The 21,466-nt window shown below is 68.0% G+C and carries 17 protein-coding genes and 1 pseudogene; 13 read left to right on the plus strand and 5 right to left on the minus strand.

Annotation, left to right across the window (positions count from 1 at the left end; translation table 11 throughout):
* Positions 1-86 precede the first annotated feature (86 nt).
* From ACLN58_RS01345 to ACLN58_RS01355, 3 genes are all read right to left on the minus strand, one after another.
* Positions 87-851, minus strand: coding sequence for a cation diffusion facilitator family transporter (locus ACLN58_RS01345; RefSeq protein ID WP_415853477.1), 765 nt, complete (start codon positions 849-851; stop codon positions 87-89).
* The gene (locus ACLN58_RS01350; protein ID WP_415853478.1) at positions 839-1,165 is read right to left on the minus strand and encodes an ArsR/SmtB family transcription factor; all 327 of its coding nucleotides are present in this window, start codon (positions 1,163-1,165) and stop codon (positions 839-841) included. The genes ACLN58_RS01345 and ACLN58_RS01350 overlap by 13 nt, the downstream gene beginning before the upstream one ends.
* 75 nt (positions 1,166-1,240) lie before the next feature.
* A complete protein-coding gene (locus tag ACLN58_RS01355) occupies positions 1,241-2,242 on the minus strand; it encodes an IS1595 family transposase (protein WP_415853479.1) in 1,002 nt (333 codons plus the stop codon).
* A 99-nt stretch (positions 2,243-2,341) separates the two neighbouring features.
* Here ACLN58_RS01355 and ACLN58_RS01360 point away from each other — a divergent pair.
* Positions 2,342-2,755, plus strand: a pseudogene (locus ACLN58_RS01360) (LexA family protein); the annotation flags it as partial.
* 30 nt (positions 2,756-2,785) lie between these two features.
* Positions 2,786-4,063, plus strand: coding sequence for a Y-family DNA polymerase (locus ACLN58_RS01365; RefSeq protein WP_415853498.1), 1,278 nt, complete (start codon positions 2,786-2,788; stop codon positions 4,061-4,063).
* Positions 4,064-4,093: 30 nt separating this feature from the next.
* Here ACLN58_RS01365 and ACLN58_RS01370 read toward each other — a convergent pair whose 3' ends face one another.
* Complete coding sequence (locus ACLN58_RS01370; RefSeq protein ID WP_415853480.1) at positions 4,094-4,645, minus strand: hypothetical protein; 552 nt, start codon at positions 4,643-4,645, stop codon at positions 4,094-4,096.
* 223 nt (positions 4,646-4,868) lie between these two features.
* On the opposite strand from ACLN58_RS01370, the gene ACLN58_RS01375 reads away from it, so the two are divergent.
* The 8 genes from ACLN58_RS01375 (at position 4,869) to ACLN58_RS01410 (ending at position 14,958) form a co-directional block, all read left to right on the plus strand.
* Positions 4,869-8,405: an SIR2 family protein gene (locus tag ACLN58_RS01375; RefSeq protein WP_415853481.1), complete on the plus strand. Its 3,537-nt coding sequence runs from the start codon at positions 4,869-4,871 to the stop codon at positions 8,403-8,405.
* A gap of 76 nt (positions 8,406-8,481) precedes the next feature.
* Positions 8,482-8,664 carry a hypothetical protein gene (locus tag ACLN58_RS01380; protein WP_415853482.1) on the plus strand — a complete coding sequence of 61 codons (183 nt, stop codon included), beginning with the start codon at positions 8,482-8,484 and terminating at the stop codon, positions 8,662-8,664.
* Between the two features lie 149 nt (positions 8,665-8,813).
* A complete protein-coding gene (locus tag ACLN58_RS01385; protein ID WP_415853483.1) occupies positions 8,814-9,248 on the plus strand; it encodes a hypothetical protein in 435 nt (144 codons plus the stop codon).
* Complete coding sequence (locus ACLN58_RS01390; RefSeq protein WP_415853484.1) at positions 9,245-10,777, plus strand: tyrosine-type recombinase/integrase; 1,533 nt, start codon at positions 9,245-9,247, stop codon at positions 10,775-10,777. The genes ACLN58_RS01385 and ACLN58_RS01390 overlap by 4 nt, the downstream gene beginning before the upstream one ends.
* Before the next feature lie 80 nt (positions 10,778-10,857).
* Positions 10,858-12,513: a hypothetical protein gene (locus ACLN58_RS01395; RefSeq protein WP_415853485.1), complete on the plus strand. Its 1,656-nt coding sequence runs from the start codon at positions 10,858-10,860 to the stop codon at positions 12,511-12,513.
* Positions 12,514-12,625: 112 nt separating this feature from the next.
* Entirely contained in the window at positions 12,626-13,552 is a 927-nt protein-coding gene (locus tag ACLN58_RS01400; protein WP_415853486.1) for a hypothetical protein, read from the plus strand.
* 3 nt (positions 13,553-13,555) lie between these two features.
* Positions 13,556-14,554 carry a hypothetical protein gene (locus tag ACLN58_RS01405; protein WP_415853487.1) on the plus strand — a complete coding sequence of 333 codons (999 nt, stop codon included), beginning with the start codon at positions 13,556-13,558 and terminating at the stop codon, positions 14,552-14,554.
* Positions 14,551-14,958, plus strand: coding sequence for a hypothetical protein (locus tag ACLN58_RS01410; RefSeq protein ID WP_415853488.1), 408 nt, complete (start codon positions 14,551-14,553; stop codon positions 14,956-14,958). The genes ACLN58_RS01405 and ACLN58_RS01410 overlap by 4 nt, the downstream gene beginning before the upstream one ends.
* 24 nt (positions 14,959-14,982) lie before the next feature.
* Here the strand turns inward: ACLN58_RS01410 and ACLN58_RS01415 are convergent, their stop codons facing one another.
* Complete coding sequence (locus ACLN58_RS01415) at positions 14,983-16,221, minus strand: IS256 family transposase (RefSeq protein ID WP_415853499.1); 1,239 nt, start codon at positions 16,219-16,221, stop codon at positions 14,983-14,985.
* Here ACLN58_RS01415 and kdpB point away from each other — a divergent pair.
* From kdpB to ACLN58_RS01430, 3 genes are read left to right on the plus strand one after another with little or no spacing between them, the layout of a single operon-like run.
* Positions 16,193-18,265 (plus strand): potassium-transporting ATPase subunit KdpB, encoded by a 2,073-nt coding sequence (gene kdpB / locus ACLN58_RS01420; protein WP_415853489.1) that lies wholly within the window; start codon positions 16,193-16,195, stop codon positions 18,263-18,265. The genes ACLN58_RS01415 and kdpB overlap by 29 nt on opposite strands.
* Positions 18,266-18,293: 28 nt before the next feature.
* Positions 18,294-18,875: a K(+)-transporting ATPase subunit C gene (kdpC, locus tag ACLN58_RS01425; RefSeq protein WP_415853490.1), complete on the plus strand. Its 582-nt coding sequence runs from the start codon at positions 18,294-18,296 to the stop codon at positions 18,873-18,875.
* A gap of 37 nt (positions 18,876-18,912) precedes the next feature.
* On the plus strand, positions 18,913-21,432 hold the full coding sequence (locus ACLN58_RS01430; RefSeq protein WP_415853491.1) for a DUF4118 domain-containing protein: 2,520 nt from the start codon (positions 18,913-18,915) through the stop codon (positions 21,430-21,432).
* Positions 21,433-21,466 lie beyond the last annotated feature (34 nt).

Consider the following 21,466-nt stretch of genomic DNA (forward strand, 5'->3'; position numbering starts at 1 on the left):
TTGGGTATCTGCTTAGCTGAAGTCGCGACGGGTTTCGCTTTGACGCCGGTCCTGCCCGTCGTCCACGGCGTGGAGGCAGTGCCCGCTCAATGCTCGATTCGTCCGATCCGCAGCTGCTGCGGCTGCTCGGGCGCGCAGCACGAGCAGTCCGCCTCGCTCGAGGCGGCCGACTCTGCCTCAGGCTGCTGGGCTGGCTGCGTCTCGTCGGCTTCCATCGGGAGGATGCCCGCGGGCGTGCAGCAGGCGTCGCCGCGGGCGGCCTCGATGCCTTCCTTCACCGCGACGCCTGCGATCACCAGGGCGGCAACGGGGTCGGCCCAGGACCAGCCGAACAGGGCGTTGACCGCGAGGCCGACGAGGACGACGGCGGAGAGGTAGGTGCACAGGAGCGTCTGCTTCGAATCTGCGACCGCGCTTCGGGAGCCCAGCTCGCGCCCGGCGCGCCGCTGGCCGTAGGACAGTAGCGGCATCACGACCAGGCTCACCGCCGTCAGCACCATCCCGGCCGGGGATTCGACCGGCTCCTCGGCGCCGAGGAGCTTCAGCCCCGAGGTGATGACGAGGTAGGCGGCCAGGACGAAGAACAGGCCCGAGACAATGCGCAGCGCGGCCTTCTCGCGGCGCTCGTGGTCGCCGCCGGCGAACTGCCAGAAGATCGCGGCCGCGGAGACCACCTCGACGACGGAGTCGAGCCCGAAGCCGACCAGCGCCACCGACCCCGAGAGGACCCCGGCAACGATTGCCACAGCCGCCTCGAGGGTGTTGTAGGCGATGACCGCCGTGGAGAACCGGCGGATCCTGCGCGACAGGACGAGGCGTCGGTCCACGGTTACCGCGCTCACTGCGGGCACTCCGGCACCGAGCACGAGCACACCGGCTCGACCGTGAGGATCACGCTCAGCAGGTCGCCTAGAGCGTGGGCGAGCTTGGCGTCCGAGAGCTCGTAGCGGACCCGCCGTCCGTCCGGCTCGGCGACCACGAGCCCGCAGTCCCGCAGACAGGCGAGGTGGTTCGAGAGCACCTGCCTGCTCACCCCGATCGCCTCGGCCAGCTCCCCGGGGAAGGCGGGCCCGTCCTTGAGGCGCATCAGGATCGATGCACGCGTCGGGTCCGCCAGCGCCTTGCCGAACCGGGCCAGCACGTCGTTCGCAGCCAAGGTCTCCACACCGACAACTGTACAGGAATTCGTGTAATGATCTGTCGGGCATCCGAGGGAAGGCATCCGACCATGGTTCGGGTTCTACCTGTTGTCAGGGTCTGGGGTCAGCCTGATGTCGCCGCGGGAGTCGGTGTCCCGGGGGATGACGAGGTCCTTCAGGGGCGCGGGGTCGGTGTTCGTGGCCTGTTGGAGGAGGCGGTAGAACAGCAGCCCGCGGCTGGTGGAGGTGCGACGGTTGAAGCGGAACGTGAACTCGTCGAGGTAGTAGGCCAGCTGCTCGCGTGAGATGCCCTGGTGCAGTGTGCCGTCGATCCAGCGCTTGAGCTGGGAGGCGGCCATGTGCACGGCCGGCATGTTCACGTGTGCCGGGATGTCCGAGCCGAGCTGGGTGAAGTACTCGTGCTGGTAGCCGAGGTCGGCGAAGCGCCGCAGCTGCCTCGCCCCGTCGGTGCGGATCGTGGATCCGGGGGCGACGACGCGCTGTCCGAACTTCACCAGCGCGAGCCTGCGATCGGTAGGCCCTGGCTCGAGGCGGATGCGTCCGATCCGGTTGTGGCCCAGGTGCTCGGCGGCGATCAGGACCGAGATCTTGTCGGACCCGAGGCCTGGCATGTCCCGGTGGACGCCGCCGATGAAGCTCTCGTCGACCTCGACCAGCCCGGAGAGCAGTTCCCGCTCGGGGCGGACCATGGCGCGGCGGAGCTTGTGCATCCACGCCCACGCCGTCTCATACGAGTTCAGCCCCAGAACGCGCTGCAGGCCGAGGGCGGACACGCCGTTCTTCTGGGAGGTCACGAACCACACCGCCGCGAACCACGTCCTCAGCGGCGTGCGCGTGCGGTCGAAGATCGTCCCGGCCGTCACCGACGTCCGGCGAGAGCACGCCTTGCACATCCACAGCCCCGCGCCGGTGCGCCAGTACTCGCGCCCGCCGCAGTTCGGGTAGACGAAGCCCTCCGGCCAGCGCAGCCCCGCAAGATACTCGAGACAGGCCTCATCGGTGGCGAACCATTCCTGGAACTGCCCGAAAGTCCTCGGGTAGTCCACACCGGCACGAGGCATCTGCGGCGACAAATCGGCCATACCTCAGCCTACTTCAGCTAAGCAGATACCCAATACATATGTTCGAGGTGAGTGAATCTATATCATACAAAGATTTGAACGAGAGGTTGCTGGGCCTTCGTGCTGAATCCGCTGCGCGTCGACGCGGAGCCGCTGCCCCTGCCGGTCGCCCCCCAGTCCGTGCCGGCCGGGTTCCCGAGCCCGGCCCAGGACTACTATGACGGGCCGATCGACCTCACCGAGCAGCTGGTGAAGGACAAGGCCGCCACTTTCATCGTCCGCGTCGCGGGGGACTCGATGGAACAGGCCGGGATCAGCGACGGCGACGAGCTCCTCGTCGACCGCTCCCTCGAGCCCCGGCACGGCGACGTCGTCGTGGCGGTGCTCGACGGCGAGCTCACGGTCAAACGTCTTTGGCTCACCGCCCGCGGTGTCGTCCTGCACGCCGAGAACCCCAAGTACCCGGACATCGTCGTCCCCGAGCCTTCCGAATGGGCCGTTTGGGGGGTGGCGACTTACTGCATACATCACCTTTACCGGGGCGGCGTCGTGCTGGCTGAGCCGATGCACGAGCTCGTGGCGCACGTGGACGTGAACAGCGCCTACGCGTCCTTCGAGCGGGTCTTCGACCCCTCGCTCGAGGGCGTTCCAGTCTGCGTCCTGTCGAACAACGACGGCTGCGTGGTCACCGCATCCAAGGAAGCCAAGGCGCTCGGCGTCGAGGTGGGGGAGCCATGGTTCAAGCTCGCCCCGCTCGCGCCCCGTACCGGACTGATCCCGAAGAGCAGCAACTACGAGCTGTATGGGGATCTGAGCCGGCGGGTGATGGAAGTCCTGGCCCGCTTCGGGCCCTGGCTTGAGACGTACTCGATCGACGAGGCGTTCCTCGGCCTCGGGCCCCGCGCGGCCGCCGGCGACTTGGCGGCCCTCGGCCGCGAGATCCGGACCACGCTCCGCCGGCTCGTCGGGGTGCCAGTGTGCGTCGGGATCGCGAGGACCAAGACATTGGCCAAGCTGAGCAATCGCTGTGCGAAGAAGCTCCCGGTCTTCGACGGGGTCTGCGTGTGGGAGTCCACCCGCCCCGAGTGGCGGGCGAGCCTCATGGCCCAGCTGCCGGTCTCGGACGTCTGGGGCATCGCCGGGCGGCTGGAGAAGCGCCTCGCCGCCCTCGCGATCTTCTCGATCGCCGATCTAGCGGCCGCGGATCCCGTGATGATCCGGGACCGGTTCAACGTCGTGGTCATGCGCACCGTCCTGGAGCTGAAGGGGACCCCGTGCATCCCGTTCGAGGAGGTGCGCGAGGGCAAGGAGCAGCTGATCTTCTCCCGCTCGTTCTCCTCTCCCGTGACCACGCGGGCGGAGATGCGCCAGGTCCTCTCCGTCTACGCCCAGCAGGGCGCCGCGTGCCTAGAACACCACCACCAGGCCGCGAAGATCCTCACCGCCTTCGCCGGGACGTCGCACTACGCCGAGGAGCGGTCCTTCCCCACCGTGTTCGTGCCCCTCCAGGCGCCCACGACGGATCCGGTCGTGCTCGCCAAGGCCGCGCAGCGGCTCCTGCCGTGCCTCGAGGAAGGCACCCGGTACGCGAGGGCTGGGATCATGCTCACCGACCTGCGCCCCGCCACCGGGCAGCAGGCCCTGGAGCCTTTCCGCTACCGGCACGAGGAACAGGGCATCGCCACCCTCATCGACCAGATCCAGAAGAGGATTGGCAAGGACATGCTCGGCCTCGGCCACGGAGGCCTGCGCCCCGGGCCGCAGTGGCGGATGAGGCGCGACATGCTCTCGCCCCGGGCCACCACCCACTGGGACGAACTCGCCACCGTCAAAGCCAGCTGAGCCGCGCCCTCTTGCGTCCGGTCCCGAAACTCAACTTGCATGCCGTGCGGGAAGCTGTGACCTAGCCAGGTTGAACCCGGCGACGAACTCAGCGCGCGTGTTGCCGAGGGGGAACGCGATGGGACCGTCCTGCAGCAGGGGGAGGCCCGCCTCGAGGAGCGGTCGGGCAAGCACCCCGTAGAGATCCTTCTTCACCACGACAATGCCCGTGGGATCCAGTGCCGCTGCGCGCGCGACACATCCTGGGACGGCTTCGAGATGGATTTGCCGGCGTTCGGCGCGGCTGAGGTTATTGACGGGGTACGGGGCGAGATCGATGAGGAGGAAGCCGTCATCGCAAAGGCGTTCCAGCCAGGGGTGCTTCCCGGTCCGCTGGAGATCCAGCTTCGAGGTTCCGTACATCGCATGGACTACGCCGCGGAACAGATTGTCGGCACGGCCCAGCCGCGGTGCATAGAAGAACCTGCGGCTAGATTCGTCCCCTCCATTGGCCGGGGCGCTCTCTGCGATCATCAGCAGCCTGACGCGCTCGGGCTTCCACTGGATACGGAGCTGAGCGTACCAAGGCTCTTCGTCCGTCACAGGCTCACTGTATTGCCCACTGGACGGATGCGGATCAGGCCTCATGGAGCGACTTTTGCGGGGGCTGAAGAGCTCGATGGGTCGCTCATCTCGGACCGCGAACGAGTTGCTTGGACGGTATCTGGGCAAGCCAGCCCTGACTGTAAGGTCGAGGACAGGCAGCTCGAAAACAGGATTCTGAGAGCGGGGGGACATGTGGATCACGGGTGAAGTTGACCTTCCCTTGGAGGTCATCGACGCGCACGCAGAGGGACGCCTCGTCCTCTTCGTGGGTGCTGGTGCATCCATGAACGAGCCGTCCGGCCTGCCGAGCTTCGAGGGACTCGCAAGGAAATTGGCTGACATGGCCGGTGTCCCATTCGCGCCTTCTCCGGGGATCGACACCTTCCTGGGAGAGCTGTCGCGCAAGCTCGATGTGCATTCCCGGGTGCACGAGCTGGTCGGCCGGCCTGATTCGCGGCCCAACGAGACCCATCGGGCCTTGGTTGAGCTGGCGCTGGCCTCCCACAAACAGAGGATCGTTACGACCAATTTCGATGGCCATTTGACCGCCGAGGCAGCGGCCGCGACCGCAAAAGGCGGATCTCGGTCCTGGGACATCTATTGCGGGCCGGCCCTTCCCCTTGGGGACGATTTCACCGGACTCGTCTATCTGCACGGATCGATCTCACGCGGCCCTAAGAGCCTCGTGATCACAGACCGCGACTTCGGAAAGTCCTATCTGACAGACGCTTGGGCAACGCGCTTCCTTCAGCGGATGTTCGACGAATTCGTGGTCCTTTTCGTCGGGTACAGCCACACCGATCCTGTCATGGGCTATTTGGCCATGGGCCTCCCCTCCCGGACGCGCAGGTACGTCCTTACCGAATGCCCGCGGCACCCGCGTTGGGATCGGTTCGGGGTCAAACCGATCGGATACCCGGACACGCAAGGACACCCCGCGCTGACCGAGGCCCTCACCGAATGGACGCTGTTGGCGCGCATGGGACGGACCGAGCACCAGTCGCGCATGGCCGAGATCGTCGAGAACGGAATTCCGCGGTCACTGATCGATCTCGACTACGTCCTCGAGCGTCTGAAGCACTCAGAGGGTGCTCGTGACCTTGTCGCCCACGCGAGAGGCAGGGAGTGGCTGGAATGGCTCGAAGGCCGCGACGTGTTCGCATCTCTGTTCCGGGAATCGGGAGCCGCGAGCGGCCCCGCCCGCGAGCTGGCCGCATGGTATTGCCTTGAGTTCGCCGAGAAGCCCGAGATGCAGCATCTCGCCCTCGGGGTCATGCAACGGCTTGGACCGGCACTGAGCCGAGAGCTCTTTGAAATGCTCCAGATGTCGGTGGCTCGCCTCGCGGGCTTGGACCAGGCTGCGGCCCGACGTTGGCAGGCCCTTCTGGCGACATCGATTCCCGGACATACGATGCCATCGAGAATCGACCGGGCGCTGGCATCCGACAACACTGATCCGGCTGGTGCCCGAACCGTCCTGCGTGCCGTGCTGGCCCCGTATCTTGTGCTCAAGAAGTCCTGGTCGTGGTCCGCCGACGACGATGGCACGCCCCAGATCCCCACCGCAGACGTCAAATGGCCGGCTGAGGAGTACCTCTTGCGCCTGTTCTGGGACCGGCTCAAAGCGACCGGAGAGGCCTACAGCGATGCGACCAGGCTCGTCGTCGAGGGGGCGCTCATCGCGGCCTACGACATGGTCCACGCCTACGACGGGGAGCGGTTCTACGACCCATTCGCATTCAGGAGGCCGGCAGTCGAAGCCCATGACCAGAACAGCGGCTTCGACGTGCTGCATTTCCTCGTGGACGCCCTGAGCGAGACGGCCCGAAACCGGGCGAACGCCAGCCTGCACGAGCGGTGGTGGGCGCTGGAATACCCGCTCTTCCGCCGGCTGTCCGTTCATGCGCTCGGCATATCGGACGATCTGGACGCCAATGCGAAGATCGGCTGGCTCATGGACCGCGACCTCTTCTTCGACGCCGTCACGAAGCACGAGACGTACATGGTCCTCAGGGCGGCCGTGCCTAATGCCTCTCCCGAGACCAAGAACGGAGTGCTCGAGCGCGTCGCCCGTGGACCCGCCGAGCGCCCTGATGCCAGCGGGGAGAGGAAGCGACGCTGGGACTATGGGCGTTTCAATATCCTGGTTTGGCTGACCGAGGCAGATCCGGAATGGGCTGAAGCCAGGACTGCGCTCTCGGCCATCCAAGCCGAGCATCAAGACTTCCGTCCTCGCGAGCATCCGGACCTCGACCATTGGATGGAAACGGGCACTTGGGGCGGCCGCCTGCCGCTGCCGGCAGACGAGTTCGTCCAGATCGCGCTGAGCCTGGGAATCGAACCGGCTCTCGACCGGCTGCTTTCCCACGATTACACCGAACGGCGCTTCGACGAACCGACATGGGACGACGCCCTCGCCGTCGTCCGAGCGGCCTGCGAAGCCACTCCCAGCGTCGGATTCCTGCTCTGGGATTCGTCGCGACTGGACGGCATCGGCGATCAAGCGTCTGACATCAGACGCGAGGTTATAACCGGGTGGGGCAGAGCGGATCTGGAAGGCCGGCTGGTCGAAGCCGTGAACCTTGCGGGGCAGCTGATCGCGGTGCCAGGCGGCGAACGGGACATTGCACGCTTCCTGCACGATCAGGCCGAACGCGAGTCGCCCTACATACCAGAGGCCTTCGAGGCAATGGGCAAGGTCGCACGTGAGCTCTGGGCGGCCAGGAAGCTCGACTTCCGAGATGACCCCACCGACGACCCCCTCGAGTGGGCATTGAACAGCTGGCCGGGAGACCTTGCGTACTTCTGGATTCGAGCCATAGCACGGCGATGGCAAGCAGACCGGGAAGGATGGCGAGGACTCGACCAGAACGAGAGCAAATCGTTCATCCAGCTACTCGAGGATCAGTGCCCCGGGAACCGGGTCGTCTGGGCTGCCGCGGCAAGTGAGCTCTACCTCCTCCACGAAGCAGACCCCGAATTCGCCGAAGCGCACTTGTTCCCGCTGTTCTCCAAACCCGAGAGCAAGCCCTTCGCTTGGCCCGCTTTCCTCTCCCGTCCAAGACTGTCCAACCGAACGCTGGAGCGCGGATTCCTCAAGATCGTCATGGACAGCTCCGACCTGCTGACCCAGACGACTCAGGCTCGGGAATCCCTTCCCGAGCAATACCTCGGCATCCTCGTCTTAATAGCCAACTTCTTCGCCATATCGCAGGACCAGCGAAAAGCACTCGTGGACCTCCCCGTCCTCTACGCGGACGACCGATCCGGGGAAAGGTTCGCTGCCGTCCTTGCACGCGCGGCCGAGCGGATGGACCCAGCTACCGGAGAACAGGTCTGGGACCTGTGGATCAAGGAATGGATGGGGCGACGCTTCAGAGGCATCCCAAGGAAGCCCCAGACCGGAGAGCTGGAAGCCATCGCCGACATCATTCCGTTCCTCGGCGAGCGGATACCAGAGGCCCTTGCCGTCTTTGCCCTCTCGCCCGTCGGTTTCACCGAGCATCTTCACTTTGCGTCGGTGCACACGGACATTCTCGGACGCTTCGCGGAGGCTTTAGCTACCCATTTCGGCGAGCGTCTCCGCCTCACGCAGGATGCAGCGCTGCTGGTCTACGAGGTGCAAGAACTGTGGCGCCGCCTTCGCCAATTCCTCAGCGTCGACCAACTCGAGCCTTTGGCTTCCGCGGCCTATGCCGCCGGTATGCCCCTCCCAACGGACGAACGAGAGGCACAGCCGAAGAGCGCTTCGTTCTAAGGCTGGGCGGGAATTCCTCGCCGTCTGGGACGCGGCACGGGGCCGCCTGGCGTTCACACTGGTGGTGGAGGCTGAGATGACCAGCGATCTCGAGTATCTGAGCATGCGAGTCCGCGACGGGCTCAACGGCACCCAAGCCGGACACGACCCCTGGTTCGGCGTCCGGCTGATGCGCTCTTATGAGGAGCGCGAGATTGGGGGAGAGGACGCCGAGCCGTCATCCCCTGGAGCAGGCGGTGATGGCGGCGGGGCGGGCTGAGGCCCTGGGCGGGGCCTTCGACCTCGCCCAGGCCAGGGCCGCCGCGACAATCCCGCATGGACCGGCCATGCAATTCGAGCCCAAATGGGATGGCGTCCGCGCGGGTCTGACGGTTGAAGACGGACGCGCGAGGATCTTCTCCCGGAACGGTGCCGAACGCGTCTTACCCGGAGCTCGAGCAGGCTGCCCTCGCCCTGATCCCTGACTCGACGGTCGTCGACGGCGAGATCGTCTCGTGGGGAGACGGGCGTCTGGACTTCGATGCGGTCGTGCGCCGGATCGGCGCGGGCCCTGCCCTCGCCAGGCGGCTCGCGGCCGAGCGGCCGGCGAGCTTCGTCGCGTTCGACGTCCTCGCGGTCCTCGGCCGCGATGTGCGCCCGCTGAAGCTGGTGGACCGGCGCCGGCTTCTAGAGGAGCTCGCCTCCGTGTTCGTCCCGCCGATGCAGCTCTCGCCCGCGACCCTCGACCGAGAGGTCGCCCTGGCGTGGTGGGACGAGCTTGCCGGGACGGGTATCGAAGGCGTGGTCTCGAATTCCCTGTTGAATGGGCGTGTTGATGCCGTTCGAGAGGGAGACTTTCTGTGACGGGATGGCGTGTGTACTGGGTGCCGGCAAGCAGGTCCGTCGAGTCGCTACGGCTGCCGGATCTGCGCGATTGGGACGAACTCGAGGAGTACGAGGCGCGGTCCGGCGTCCGTCCCGGAACTCCGATCATGCTTTCTCCGAACTGGCAGGTCGACGGACGCCTTGCCCGTTTCCTCGTGCGTTCGTCTTTTGGCCGGCTTGAGCAGGAGACCAAGCGGAACTACACGACCGACTACTGCGTCTTCTTCGACTTCCTGTGGAACCGCGGCAAGGACTGGGACGAAGCATCCTCAGACGACCTGTGGGATTTCGAGGACTGGCGCACGAGATCGGTGAGCAACCCGCAAAGGGTCGGAGGCGCCCGCTGGAACCGCGGCCTGGCCGCTCTGGGCCGGTTGTACTCGTGGGCGGTCAGGGAGGGGCACATCCCGGTGAGCCCGATCGAGACGCGTGAGGCGGTGGGGCGGCGCGGAGGAGTCGTGCAGGTGCCAGCGGCGCGGGCCAAGGATGCGAAGTCGGCTGATGTGCATTGGCTGACGCCGAGGATGTTCCGGCGTTGGGTGGATGTCGGCCTGCGCGGATTCACCGCGGACGGTCCTCCGGACGCGGGATGGGTCGGGCGGCTGGAGGACAGGAATTCGGCGTTCGCGGACCTGCTGTTCACGTCGGGCCTGCGGCTGACCGAGGCGGCCTCGCTGCTGACTCTGGAGGTCCCGCGCCGGAGGGCCGATGCCCGCCGTTACCACGCGGGCCGGCTGGCCCCGGCGGTGACGAAGTCCAAGCGCGCCCGCACGTTCTATGCCGCCACGCAGGTGGTGGGTGAGATCGAGGCGTATTGCGAATCGGGCCGGGCCGCGGTGGTCCGCCGAGCCCAACGGTGGGGCAGGTATGACGAGCTCCCACAGATGCGCCTGGTGACATCGGTCTCGGGGCACCGGACGAAGGTCCTCCGCTGGCGTGACCGGGACGGAACGGCCGGGGAGACGGCTCTGGCCCGGGCGGGCGTACAGGAGCGAGCAATGCTCTTCACGGAGGGGCCCGAGGGTCCGGAACCGCTGTGGCTGTGGCTCAGCGAGTCCGGGCTGCCGTTCCGTCCGGCGTCGTGGGAGGGGGTTTTCCGGTCCGCGACCGCACGGTGCGCGAAGGTCCTGGCGGGGTCGGGGGGCGATGCCCCATTCTGCACACCGCATATGTGCCGGCATTCCTTCGCGCTCTTCATGCTGGTCGCCCTGCACCATGTCATGGACGTGCGCTTGGGCCTGAATCCGCAGGAGCGCCGCGACTTCCGCCTCCTCTACGGTGATCCCTGGCGGATGGTCCAGGACCTGCTCGGCCACGCGGACGTCGAGACCACCCGCAGCATCTACCTGGCGCCGGTGTCCGACCTCCAGCTGGACTCGCTGATCTCCTCATCGCCGGCGAAACCGGAAGACCCAGGCGGGGCCGAGGACGTCTCCTGGATCCTCTCCCGGCTCGCGACGGAGACGGGCAGGATCCAGGACCTGAGCGAAGACGTGCCGGTCCTGTGAGTGGGCGGGGGCGACGGGCCACCCTGCCGCAGGAGCCTCATCGCCGTCCAGTCCCACGCCGGCACGATGGGCTGGAGGTCGTGCACCGGGACAGGAAGGGGCGGGAGCGCACTTTCGACTTCGGCCGGGTGCAGGTGTGCGGCGAGCTGCAGCGCGTCTTCGCGCGGTGGTTCGCCGAGAAGTGCGCTCCGGGCGGCGGGTGGGACTCGCTCAAGTCGAGCGAGGCGATGTGGTTCCATCTTCGCGCGTTCGCGCGGTTCTGCGCCGAACAGGACACGCCGCCCCAGGCGCTGTCCGACATCACGCCCGCGCTCTGGAACCGGTGGCGGCTGCGGCGCCCGGAAGGGCTCCACGGCTATGCCCAGGTGACCTCTCTGGGCAGCTTCCTCAGGGGACACGAGGAGCTTGGCGAGGAGACGAGGTCTGCGATGGCCAAGAGGCTTCCCGCGGCCAGGGCCGAAGAGCGGGCACTGGCCCCGGAGGAGTTCGAGGAGCTGCGCGCGACGGCCCGGAAGATGTTCCGCGCCGCCCACCTGAGGATCAGGGCGAACACCGAGCATCTGCGGCAGTGGCGGGAGGAGGCCTTCGAGCCGGGATCCCAGGATTGGACCATCGGCGAGGCCCTGGACTCGCTGGCCCGCACCGGCTTCATCCCCCATACGGTGATGAAGAAGGGCACGAGGTACTACTTCGCCCGGTTCGTCGCCGCCCTCGGGGGAGCCGCCCCGCAGCACACGTGGATGCGGCTCTTCCTGACCCGTGCGGAGGCCTATGCGCTGGCGGTGCTGCTGGTGATGGAGTTCGGCCTCAACGCCACCGTGGTGTCGGAGCTGCGGACCCCGCGGGCCTTGGCGGGCGCCGGAGCCGACGGGTTCCCGATCTACCGGATGGAGCTGGAGAAGCCGCGGCGAGGGGCTGGGCGCCGCTTCGAGACCCGGAACTTCCCGGACACCGGTGATGCCGACACCCCGGGCCGGCTGATCACGAACGCGCTGGAGGCGACGTCCCCTGCGCGGGCTGTCGTCACTGCCGCGGACGGCGCCCTGGACTTCCTGCTCGTGTGGCGGAACGTCCTGCCGGGGCCTCGGAACCTGTCTCCTGTGCCACCCTTCGGTATCGGCCTCACCAAGAACGCGTCCGACTCCTGGCTTGCGGCAACCGGCCTGACCGGGGCGCCCCTGCGCAGGCTGCGGAAGACGGTGAACGCCCTGCACCGCAGGGAGCCGGGCCAGAACAGCCAGGACACCCACGATTCGGTCTATGTCCTGCGCGAGCCGCAGGTGCAGCAGGCCTCCGTGCCGGTCATCGCCGAGGGAGCCGAAGGAGCTTTGGCACATGCCCGGCACACCGTGCTGCGCGCGCAGCTGGCCGATTCCGCCGCCGTCCCGGGTTCCCAGGAGACTCCCACGGCGGAGTGCACCGACTACGGGAACAGCCCGTTCACCGCTCAGGGGACGGGATGCCGGGCGTCGTTCCTGATGTGCACCGCCTGCCCCAACGCCCGGATACACCCGAAGCACCATGCGCGCCTGGCACACCTGCACCGCTGCCTGGCCGGCCTCCGTTCGGTCCTGGGAGAGGAGACGTGGGCGGCGGACTGGGGCAATCCGTTCATACGCCTTGAGGACCTCAGGCGCCGGATCGGGGCCGAGGCATGGGCGACAGCGTTGGCCGCCGTGACCTCCGCGGATCGGGAAACCATCGCCAGCCTCCTCGAAGGGAGATACGACCTGTGACCCTCGCAATCGAAGCGACCGACGCACGCCCGGCGCCGCACGCCGACGCCATCCTGCCCCGCCTGGTCGCCAAGGGATTCACCGGCCCGATCCCCGCCTACACAGACCCCACGTGGAGCCTGGAAGCACTGGATCACGGCCCGGGCGTACCGCGCGGCAGGATCCACTGGAGACTGTACCGGAGGCCCTCCGGGAGGAGCTGCGCCACCTGGGCTGGCTGCTGATCAACACCCCGCTCCCGGCCTCCTTCCTGATCGGAAAACCCAGCAGGTGGCGGACCACGGTCTCTCCCGGCCAGGTGTATGCGACCGTCGCCCATTGGAGGGCGTTCTGCCAATGGTGGGACGAGAGAGGCCGGTCCTCGCTGGGCGAATGCACGCCGGAAGACCTGCGGGCCTATGCCCTCCACCTCGGAAGCGACCGGGGAGTTCCGCGCGCCGGGGTCCAGAAGGCCCTCGCGGCCCTGACACGGATGTGGGCCCTGGACTCCTCAAACCCCTTCCCGACCGGCTTCTGCGAGCCCCCATGGCTGAGCGAGGGCGCCGACGACTACCTCCCGGCAGGGTCCCCCGCGGGCGAGAACACCACAGAGCCGATCACCCCCGAAACCATGGGCCCACTGCTGATCTGGGCCCTGCGCGTGGTCGACGACTTCGCAGACGACATACTCGCCGCGGTCAAGCGCAAGGACGAGATCCTCGCCAAGGTCAACCAGACCATCCCAACCCCGGAAGGCCTGGCCGCGCTCAAGGACTACCTCGGACGCCTCATCGCCGCCGGAGCCCCGCTTCCGAGCATGGCGGAAGAGAGCCGGACCCGACTGGCAGCAACGTACATTGCCTACCTCACAGGGGCATCGGTCAGCCAGGTCTACTCGCAGGTGGGCATGGGCCCATGGCGCGAGCATCTCCTGGCGGCGAACGGCCCGGCTCCCATTCTCACAGGGCTTTCCGGCACGGTCGACGGCGTCCCGTGGAAGGAGCACATCGACTACTCGGAAGTGCGCGCACTCAAGACCCACCTGGCAACCGCGGCCTAGATCGTGGTCTCCTACCTGACGGGAATGAGGCCCCGCGAGATCCAGGGGCTCGAGCGGGGATGCTGCCCGGACCCCGAATCCGGGCGCCATCTGATCTACGGGCGCGTGTTCAAGACCGCCGTCGACGAGGACGGCAACCACGTCCCGCAGGGCATCGTGCGCGACGTCCCGTGGGTCGCGATCGAACCGGTAGTCCGCGCCATCCGCATTGTCGAGAGGATGGTTCCAGACGGGTACCTCTTCGGCGGGGTCGCCGCATCCACCATGAACCCCAGGATCGAGAAGTTCATCGCCTGGGCGTCAGGTCTCGCCAAGAAGCTTGACCGCCCGCATGAGGTGATCCCTGCCGACGGGTACGGCTCGGTCGGAGTCTCCCGGTTCCGCCGGACGCTGGCCTGGCACATCGCCCGACGCCCCGGCGGGCTCGTCGCCCTCGCCGTCCAGTACGGCCACATGCGCACCGCCATGAGCGCCGGCTACGCGTCCCGGAGCCGGAACGGGATCCACGACCTCCTCGACGTCGAAACGGCACTTGCCGTCGCCGACACCCTCGCTTCGCTCAACGAAGGCCTGGCGAACGGCGTGGGCATCTCGGGCCCGGCAGCCCGCAGGGCCATCCACGCCGCACAGCATGCCCCAGAATTCGCCGGCACGATCATCAACCCCAGGCAGGCTCGAGCGCTCCTGCAGAACCCGTCGCTGACCGTCTACGAGAATCCCACGGCCATGCTCATGTGCGTCTACAGACCGGACCGGGCCCTATGCCACCGCGTCACCGAACGCGATTCCCCTCGCCTCGACCGCTGCGTCCCAGCCTGCGCCAACATCGCACGCACCGACGGCCACGCACAGCTCCTGCGGCAGGAGGCAGAGTCCCTGGAGGCACAGGCAGCGCATTCCCCGGAGCCTCTCGGGCACCGGCTGAAGGCCCGGGCACAGCGGCTCCGCGAGGAAGCAGACCAGCATGACCGATCCCGTATTCCCCTCGAGGAGACCGAATGAGCCCCGCGCACGACGAACGAGCCCGCATCAGCGCAGCCATGGAGCGAATCCTCGAGGGAACACCGCAGAACTCCAATGGCGCCATGACCGTCGTAGCCCTCGCCGCAGAAGCGGGAGTACCCAGAAACGCGCTCACCCAACGGCATCTGGACCTGAAGAACCTCTTCTACGAGAAGCTGCGGGCACGCGGAGAGATGCCCGACAGCGAACGGCGCCTCCGACGCGAGACGGCGCGGCTGAAGCGTCTGCGGGAAGATGACAGAGAGCTGATCCGGCAGCTGAAGTCCGACAACGAAGCCCTCGTTCGGGCACTGCACGTCGCCCAGCTCCAGAACGAACAGCTCCGACGGCAACTTGCGGAGTCCAAAGGCAAGGTTTCGAATCATCGGGGAGTGTCCGAATAACGGTGGGAACGGCATGGCGTTCATCTAGTTGATTCGGCCTTCGAAGGCTATAGCGAAGGCGTTCAGTGCCGGCTTCCAGCGTGTGGCCCAGCGTGCCCTGCCGCGCCCGGTGGGGTCAAGGGAGCGGGTGACGAGGTACAGGCACTTCAGCGCGGCCGCGTCGTTGGGGAAGTGCCCGCGGGCCCTCACCGCACGCCGGTAGCGGGCGTTGAGGGACTCGATCGCGTTGGTCGAGCAGACCACACGGCGGATCTCCACGTCCCAGTCCAGGAACGGGGCGAACTCGGCCCACGCGTTGCGCCAGAGCCTGCTGATCGCCGGGTACTGAGCGCCCCACTTCGCGTCGAACTCCTCGAACCGCTCCCGGGCCGCGGCCTCGGTCGGGGCCGTGTAGACAGGCTTGAGGTCCTTGCCCATCTCCTCCCAGTAGTGCCGGGAGGCGAACCGGAAGGTGTTGCGGATCAGGTGGATGACGCAGGCCTGCACCGTGGCGAGCTCCCAGACCGCGGTGATCGCATCCGGCAGGCCCTTGAGCCCGTCGCAGACGGCGATGCACACGTCCTCGACCCCGCGGTTCTTGATCTCGGTCAGGACCCCGAGCCAGAACTTCGCGCCCTCCCCGCCGTCCCCGGCCCAGATCCCCAGGATGTCCCGTTCCCCGTTCACCGTCACGCCCAGGACCACATAGAACGGCTTGTTGCGCACCTGCCCGTCCCGGACCTTCACATGGATCGCGTCGATGAAGAGCACCGGGTAGACCCGGTCCAGCGGCCGGTTGGCCCATTCCGCCAGCTCCTCAGAGACCTTCTCGGTGATCCGGCTGACGGTGTCCTTCGAGACGCTGGCCCCGTAGACCTCCTCGAAGTGCGCCGCGATCTCACCGGTCGTCAGGCCCCGCGCGGACAGGGACAGGACGACCTCGTCGATCCCGTCCAGACGCCGTTTGCGCTTCTTGACGATCTGCGGCTCGAACGTGCCCTCCCGGTCCCGCGGGACCTCGATCTCAACCGGCCCGATCTCCGTCAGCACGGTCTTGGACCGCGTGCCGTTCCGGACATTGAGCCCCTCCGCGGGCCCGTGCCTCTCGTGCCCGAGGTGCTCGGTCATCTCCGCTTCGAGCGCGGTCTCCAGCACGGTCTTGGTCAGCCCGGCCAGCAACCCGCCCGGGCCTACCAGCCCCACGCCCTGTTCCCTTGCCTGTGCCAGCAGCCGCTCCGCTAACTGCCTCTGATCGATGATCTCCCCAGTCACGGGATCGATCATCTCGGCGGTGTCGGTCATAGCCCTTCCTTTCGGTCAGGCCACGCCGTTCCCACCGTTAATCAGACAGTCCCGGCACTCGCCGGTCATGTTCACCGTGCTCATCGGCACCGTGGTCTCCGCCATCGCCTGCGTCTTCCAGATCGCCCAGGGCAGCCCGGACGTCGTCTTCAGCATCGTCATCACGGTCTGGCTGCTGCTCACGGTCCTGTTCGCGAACTTCTCCGAGGCCCTCGCCGAGGGCCGCGGCAAGGCCCAGGCGGACAGCCTCCGATCCGGCCGCCAGGGTCTCGTAGCCCGCCGGCTCAACGGTCCCCTCGAGGAGAGCGTCCCCGCCCCGGATCTCCGGAAGGGCGATCTCGTGGTCTGCGAGGCCGGAGACGTCATCCCGTCCGACGGCGAGATCGTGGATGGCCTCGCGATGGTCGACGAATCGGCGATCACGGGCGAGTCCGCTCCTGTGGTTCGGGAATCGGGTGGCGACCGCTCGGCCGTGACCGGTGGGACGAAGGTCATCTCCGACCGCATCGTCGTGCGCATCACCGCCGACCCGGGGCAGACTTTCATCGACCGGATGATCGCCCTCGTCGAGGGCGCGGAGCGGCAGAAGACCCCGAACGAGATCGCCCTGCACGTCCTGCTCGTCGCGCTGACGATCGTGTTCCTCGCCGTCACCGTGGTGCTCGTGCCGTTCGCGAACCTCGCCGGCGCGGTCCCGTCCCCGGTCGTGCTCGTGGCCCTTCTCGTGTGCCTCATCCCCACGACGATCGGCGCACTCGTCCCGGCCATCGGCATCGCCGGCATGGACCGGCTCGTCCGGCACAACGTGCTCGCCACGAGCGGCCGCGCGGTCGAGACGGCCGGGGACATCACCACTCTCCTGCTCGACAAGACCGGCACCATCACGTTCGGCAACCGCCGCGCGGTGGACTTCCTCCCCGCGCCCGGCGTGCCCGGGGGCGAGTTCGTCGAGGCCGCGCGGCTGTCCTCGCTCGCGGACGAGACCCCGGAGGGCCGCTCGATCGTGGACCTCGCCGCCGAGCGCGGGGCCATCGGCCCGAGCCTGGACGAGCTCACCCGCCAGCGCGGCGGCCGGGTCACAGCGGTCGAGTTCACGGCCATGACGCGGATGAGCGGGCTCGACGACGACCACCACCGTTATCGCAAGGGCGCCGCGTCCGCCGTCGCCCGCTGGGTGCGCGAGCTGGGAGGGGACGTCCCCGCGGAAGTGAACGAGGCAGTGGACGCGATCGCGAGCGACGGCGGCACCCCGCTCGTGGTGGCGACGGACGAGGGCGGCAGGCCCCGCGTGCTGGGCACCGTCCACCTCGCCGACGTGGTCAAGCCGGGCATCGCCGACCGCTTCGCCGCCCTGCGCCGCATGGGCATCCGAACAGTCATGATCACGGGCGACAACAAGCTCACCGCGGCCGCAATCGCGAAGGAAGCCGGCGTCGACGATTACCTCGCCGAGGCCACCCCGGAGGACAAGCTGACCCGTATCCGGGCCGAGCAGAAGGCAGGGCAGCTCGTCGCGATGACCGGCGACGGCACGAACGACGCCCCGGCCCTCGCAGCAGCCGATGTCGGCGTCGCGATGAACTCGGGAACCCAGGCGGCAAAGGAGGCCGCCAACATGGTCGACCTCGACTCCGATCCGACCAAGCTCATCGACGTCGTCGCGATCGGCAAGCAGCTGCTCATCACGCGCGGGTCGCTCACCACGTTCTCTGTGGCGAACGACATCGCAAAGTACTTCGCGATCATCCCTGCCCTGTTCGTGGCCGTGTTCCCCGGCCTGGGCCTGCTGAATGTCATGGGCCTGGCGAGCCCGAAGAGTGCGGTGCTCGCCGCCGTGGTCTTCAACGCGGTCATCATCGTCCTGCTCGTCCCGCTCGCCCTGCGCGGCGTGCGCTACCGGCCCGTGTCCGCCCAGCAGGCCCTGCGGCGCAACCTGCTGGTCTACGGGCTCGGTGGCATCATCGCCCCGTTCATCGGCATCAAGATCATCGACCTGCTCCTGGCCGTCGTGCCGGGGCTGCACTGACCTATAGAGAAAGGGAGGGGAGACCACTGTGAATGCCTACCTGCGACAGCTCGGGACCTCGTTCCGGTTCCTGGCCGTGGCGACGGTCCTGCTCGGCGTGCTGTACCCGCTGGTCATGTTCGGCGTCGGCCAGGCCGTCGCCTCCGCGCAGGCCAACGGCTCGATCGCCCAGCTCAACGGCCAGGCCGCCGCGTCGACCCTGATCGTCCAGGCCGTCCCTGACACGGAGACCCGGTTCTTCTTCCCGCGGCCCTCCGCGGTCAAGTGGGACCCGACGACATCCGGTGCGACGAACCTCGGTCCCTCCGACCCGGCCCTTGCCAAGGCCGAAGCGGATGCCCGCACGGAGGTCGCTTCCCGTGAGGGCGTACCCGAGTCGGCCGTGCCGACCGATGCCGTCTCGGCCTCGGCCTCGGGCCTGGATCCTGACATCTCGCCCGCCTACGCCCAGCTGCAGGTGCCCCGTGTCGCCAAGGCCACAGGCCTGAGCGCTGCCGATGTCGAGCAGATGGTCGCGGACGCGACGAACACCTCGGCGCTGAGCCTGCTCGGCCAGCCTGCGGTCAACACGACCAAGCTCAACCTGGCCATCGCCGCACGCATCAAGTAGGGCTCCCTGAAGGCAGGGGGCTGGAAGAATCGGGAGTATGGAACGCGGTAGCCTGCGCATCTTCCTCGGCGCCGCGCCGGGCGTCGGCAAGACCTACGCCATGCTCGAAGACGCCCACCGGCTGGCCGCGGCCGGCACCGACGTGGTGGTCGCCGTCGTCATGGACCACGGGCGGGCCGCCACGGCGGCGCTCACGGAAGGCCTTGAGCAGGTGCCGCTGCGCAGCGTCGAATACCGTGGAACGCACCTTCCAGAGATGGATGTGGACGCCGTCCTCGCACGGCGGCCGCACACGGCCATCGTCGACGAGTACGCGCACACCAATGCCCCGGGCAGCCGCCACCCCAAGCGCTGGGAGGACGTAGACGAGCTCCTCGACGCCGGGATCAACGTGCTCACAACCGTCAACGTCCAGCATCTCGCCTCGCTCAACGACGTCGTCGCATCCATCACCGGAACGCGCCAGCAGGAGGTCGTCCCGGACGCGATCGTGCGCAAGGCCGACCAGATCGAGCTGGTGGACATCCCGCCCGAGCTCCTGCGCCAGCGCCTGAGCTCCGGCCTCGTCTATGCGCCGGACAAGATCGACGCTGCCCTCGCCAACTACTTCCGGCTCGGCAACCTCTCGGCATTGCGCGAGATGGCGCTCATCTGGCTCGCGGACCGCGTCGAGGAAGGGCTTGCCGAGTACCGGCAGCGGCATCGGATCGAGGAGACGTGGCCCGCGCGTGAGCGCGTCGTCGTGGCCCTCACGGGCGGGCCGGAAGGCGAGGCCCTCCTGCGGCGGGCCGCGCGCATCCTCGCCCGCGTCAGCGGCGGCGACCTGTTGGCCGTCCACGTCCGCCGGCCGGACGGCCTCACCGAAGGCTCAGAGCAGTCCCTCGCTGCGCAGCGGAAGCTCGTCGAGGACCTCGGCGGCAGCTTCCACCAGATCGCGGGCGACGATGTCGCCTCGAGCCTGCTCGACTTCGCCCGCAGCGTCAACGCCACCCAGATCGTCGTGGGCGTCTCCCGCCACACGCGCCTCCAGCAGCTCTTCGGCGCCGGCGGGGTGGGCAGCGCCGTCGTCCGCGACTCCGGCGACATCGACGTGCACATGGTGACCCACTCGCTCGCCGGCCGCGGGCCGCGGTTCAGGCTCACGCCGGTCCTCGGGCGCACGCGCACACTGGTCGGCTACGTCCTTGCCTTCGTCGCGCCGATCGCGATGACCTTGGCGCTCCTGCCCTTCCCACAGCTCAACCTCACGACCCAGGCGCTCGCCCACCTGTGCGCCGTCGTCGCGGTCGCGTTCGTGGGCGGCCTCTGGCCTGCCGTCGTAGCCGCCGTCTTCGACTCCCTCCTGCTCAACTTCTTCTTCACCCCGCCCGTCGGCACGTTCACGATCGACGACCCCCAGAACGTCTTCGCGCTCCTGGTGTTCCTCGCCGTGGCGGTCGCATTCTCCCTCGTCGTCGGCGTCTCGACCCGCAGATCGCAGGACGCCGCCGTCGCCCGGGCCGAGGCCGGCACGCTGAGCGAACTCGCGCGGGGTTCGCTCGCGCGCGACCAGGGTCCCGAGGAGTTCCTCGAGCAGCTCAGGGGGGAGTTCCAGCTCGCCTCCGTGAGCGTGCTCGCCGAGGACGCCGGATCCTGGAAGGTGCGCTCCAGCGCCGGGATCGACGTCCCGACGAACCCCGAGGAGGCCGACGGCGCCGACCAAATGGGTGCTGGCCTCACGCTGGCCTGGAAGGGCCGGCCGCTCAGCGGTGGGGAACGTCGGCTCCTGGCGGCCTTCGAGGCCCACCTCACGGCCCTCCTCGAGCGGCAGCAGCTCACGCTGAGTCTCCGCGACACAGTCAAATTGGGGGAGTCGAACCGGATCCGCACCTCGATCCTGCGTGCCGTCTCCCACGACCTCCGCACGCCGCTCGCGGGGATCCGCCTTGCCGTGACCGCTCTCCGGCGGCAGCGCGGCAGGACCTCGCCCGAGGAGCAGGCCGAGATGCTCGAAGCCATCGATGGCTTCTCCGGCCGGCTCGACAACCTCGTCGGCAACCTCCTGGACATGTCCCGCATCGACAGCGAGGCGCTCTCGGTGCTCCACGAGCCGGTGACGTGGCTCGACGTCGTCTCCGAGGTCGTCGAGCAGCTGCCGGCCGATTCCGTGCGCGTCGACCTGGCCCCGAACCTTCCGGCGCTCGACGGCGACAGGGGCCTGCTCGAGCGGGCCCTCGCGAACATCGTCGAGAATGCCGTCAAGTACGCGCCCGACAGCGACATCGTGATCGTGGCGACAACCGGGGGCCTCCTTGCCCCGGGCATCGCGGATCGGCCCGTGAGCGAGCTGCGTGTGGTCGACCACGGCACCGGGGTCCCAACCGGGCGGGTCCTTGCCATGTTCCAGCCGTTCCAGCGGCTCGGGGACGAGGGCAAAGGCGCCGGGATCGGCCTGGGCCTCGCTGTCGCGAAGGGCTTCATCGAGGCCATGGACGGCGAGCTCACGGCCGAGCCGACCCCGGGCGGAGGCCTGACGATGGTGCTGCGCATGCCCCTGTACGCTGGGCCGCGAGACTAGGCCGCGGGCCGGCCTCTGGAACGAGGAAAAGGGA

This window comes from Sinomonas sp. G460-2, assembly GCF_047759905.1.
GTDB lineage: Bacteria > Actinomycetota > Actinomycetes > Actinomycetales > Micrococcaceae > Sinomonas.

Coding starts and splice junctions, on each gene's coding strand:
- ACLN58_RS01415 (WP_415853499.1), bottom strand. CDS start 16,221: ATGATCGATCCCGTGACTGGGGAGATCATCGATCAGAGGCAGTTAGCG.
- ACLN58_RS01365 (WP_415853498.1), top strand. CDS start 2,786: ATGCACGAGCTCGTGGCGCACGTGGACGTGAACAGCGCCTACGCGTCC.
- ACLN58_RS01355 (WP_415853479.1), bottom strand. CDS start 2,242: ATGGCCGATTTGTCGCCGCAGATGCCTCGTGCCGGTGTGGACTACCCG.
- kdpB (WP_415853489.1), top strand. CDS start 16,193: ATGATCTCCCCAGTCACGGGATCGATCATCTCGGCGGTGTCGGTCATA.
- ACLN58_RS01380 (WP_415853482.1), top strand. CDS start 8,482: ATGACCAGCGATCTCGAGTATCTGAGCATGCGAGTCCGCGACGGGCTC.
- ACLN58_RS01410 (WP_415853488.1), top strand. CDS start 14,551: ATGAGCCCCGCGCACGACGAACGAGCCCGCATCAGCGCAGCCATGGAG.
- ACLN58_RS01430 (WP_415853491.1), top strand. CDS start 18,913: ATGGAACGCGGTAGCCTGCGCATCTTCCTCGGCGCCGCGCCGGGCGTC.